Raw genomic sequence first — 2,578 nt, 5'->3', positions numbered from 1 at the left:
GCAACGGCTTCTCACGGGCTGGTCGTCGGAGGAGGGGTGCGCAAGGGGTGCGCATCGGGATTCGGCGCTGCAGGCCTCTGACCTGGTCTTTTATGGTGCGCGGCGATTCCGCTGCTGAAGTCTCGGGGCAGTCGGCGTGTCGATGGTTGTGATGTGTGGTCAGGAAGGACTGGCCGAGGGGGCGCGTACCGGATCCCGAGTGTGAGCAGCAGGGAGTGGGGGCTCTCCGTCCTGGCAATGGGCGTTCTGGATGCTGGATCCGTTTCTGTTGAGGTCCCGCACATACTCTGCGGAGCTGCGGGGCGATGTTGTCGGGCTGTACCGCTGCGGCCTGGGTCGCTGCTCTGTGCGTCAGGTGTGCGAACTGGATCCGGAGCGCGAGATCCGAGGTCATGTCACCGGGGTGGTGGAACTTGGATGGACTGTGGCGGTCGGCATGGCCCGATGCCGTGAGGGGGGCCGCGTGGACGCCCGGTGCGGCGCGCGATGGAGTCGTGTCTGCCGCCCTGCTTGCATTGAGGTCCGCGGTCGACAGTCGGCAGCGTGCAATAAGCCCAGATATAATAACCTCACCTATACAAGGCTAGGGTGCTCTGTGGACAAGCCTGCCGAGATGTTCGACCGCGAATTCGAGTGGGCCGAGCTGACACGGTTCGCCGCCCTGCCCGGCTCGCGGGCCACGCTCGGTGTGGTCTCCGGCCGCCGACGGCAGGGCAAGACCTTCCTGCTCGACGCGGTCACCCGAGCCAGTGGCGGCTTCATGTACACCGCCACCGAGACCACCGAGGCCGACGCCCTGCGCCAGTTCGGTGAGGCCCTGACCCGTTATCGGGGCCAGCCCACCCCGTTCCGCTTCGCGCACTGGGACGAGGCCGTCACGGCACTCATGCGCATCGCCGATGCAGGGGGTCCCACGGTGGCGGTCATCGACGAGTTTCCCTTTCTCGCCAAGGCCTCCCCTTCCCTTCCGTCGATCATCCAGCGTGCCCTGGATCCCGCTGCCCAGCACACCAACACCCCCGTACGCCTGCTGCTGTGCGGCTCTGCACTGTCGTTCATGGGCAGGCTGCTGTCCGGTAACGCTCCGCTCCGCGGCCGGGCCGGCCTCGAACTCGTCGTTCCCACCCTGGACTTCCGCCTCGCAGCTGAGTTCTGGGAGATCGCCGACCCGCGCACCGCCCTGCTCACCAACGCTGTCGTCGGCGGCACACCCGCCTACCGTCGTGAGTTCACCCAGGGCGATGCTCCCGCCGGGCCGGACGACTTCGACGACTGGGTCACCCGCGCCGTACTCAACCCGGCCCGCCCGCTCTTCCGGGAGGCCCGCTACCTGCTCGCCGAAGAGCCCGAACTCCACGACACGGCGCTGTACCACTCCGTACTGGCCGCTATCGCCGCGGGCAACGCCGCCCGCGGGGGAATCGCCGACTACCTCGGCCGCAAGTCCACCGACCTCGCCCATCCGCTCAGCGTCCTCCAGGACGTCGGCATGATCACTCACGAAGCGGACGCCTTCCGCCGTAACCGCTCCGCCTACCGCATCGCGGAGCCGCTCGTCACCTTCTACCACGCGGTCATGCGCCCGGCCTGGGGGGATCTGGAACGCCCGGGCCGGGCGCCTGCCGTATGGCAGCGCGCCCAGTCCACGTTCCGGAGCAAGGTCGTCGGCCCGCACTTCGAGCAGGTCTGCCGGGAATGGGCCCGTTGGCACGCGTCGCCCGACACCCACGGCGGACAGGTCACGCGAGTGGCCTCCGGCACGGTCAACGACCCCGCTGCCAAGACCAGCCACGAAATCGACGTCGCCGTCCACGGCGGGACTGACAACGGTGGCGAGGCGCTGCTTGCCATCGGAGAAGTGAAGTGGAGCGACGTGATGGGGGTCGGCCATCTGGAACGCCTCCGGCACGTCCGCACCCTCCTGACCGCACGCGGCTCGGCCTCCGGGGCTACCCGTCTGCACTGTTACAGCGGCATCGGCTTCACCGATGAGCTGCATCACCTTGCGAAGGACGACCGCACGATCCAACTGATCGACTTGCCCCGTCTCTACCACGGAGAGTGACAGCTGATTTTCGGCTCGGGGGGCCTGGTTTGCCGCCTCCATCGGCGAACTGCCGGACCCCTCTGCGGTCGTCGTCGTCTTCTTGACCACGAACCGCCTTTTGGGGACGTCACCTCACGCAGCAGTTCGGCGACCCGCCGGTGGACGGCCAACTCGGCCTCCGGCTCGGCGATGCGCTTGCGGCCGCAGCGAGCTCGGGTGTGTCGCTGCTGGTCGTGCCGGGCAACTGCCCTGTGTCGATGAGGTGTTGGCGACGCCGGACATAGATGGTCTGGTCAGTGATGCCGAGGAACTGGGCGGCCTCGGCGACCTTGCTTCCGGATGCGACGAGACCCAGAACCTTGCGGCGAAACTCGGGCGGAAAGCTGCGGGGGGAGCACGTCCTCCGAAGGTCGTGACCTGGACCACCGCGTCGATATGTCTGAGCGTACGTCCAGCAGTCCGGGCGTCGTTGCAGCTCAGAAGGGGTGTGAACGATGTAACCGGACGACAAGTTCAGGATAGCCAGCCAGC

General features: G+C 67.5%; 1 protein-coding gene. It reads left to right on the top strand.

Going from position 1 to position 2,578, the window contains the following annotated elements; translation table 11 throughout:
- Positions 1-613 precede the first annotated feature (613 nt).
- Positions 614-2,065: an AAA family ATPase gene (locus I8N67_RS41205; protein WP_200309436.1), complete on the top strand. Its 1,452-nt coding sequence runs from the start codon at positions 614-616 to the stop codon at positions 2,063-2,065.
- The last annotated feature ends 513 nt before the right edge of the window (positions 2,066-2,578 follow it).

The organism is Streptomyces adelaidensis (assembly GCF_016598475.1).
Classification (GTDB): domain Bacteria; phylum Actinomycetota; class Actinomycetes; order Streptomycetales; family Streptomycetaceae; genus Streptomyces; species Streptomyces adelaidensis.
This window is presented reverse-complemented; position numbering and strand designations above follow the sequence as displayed.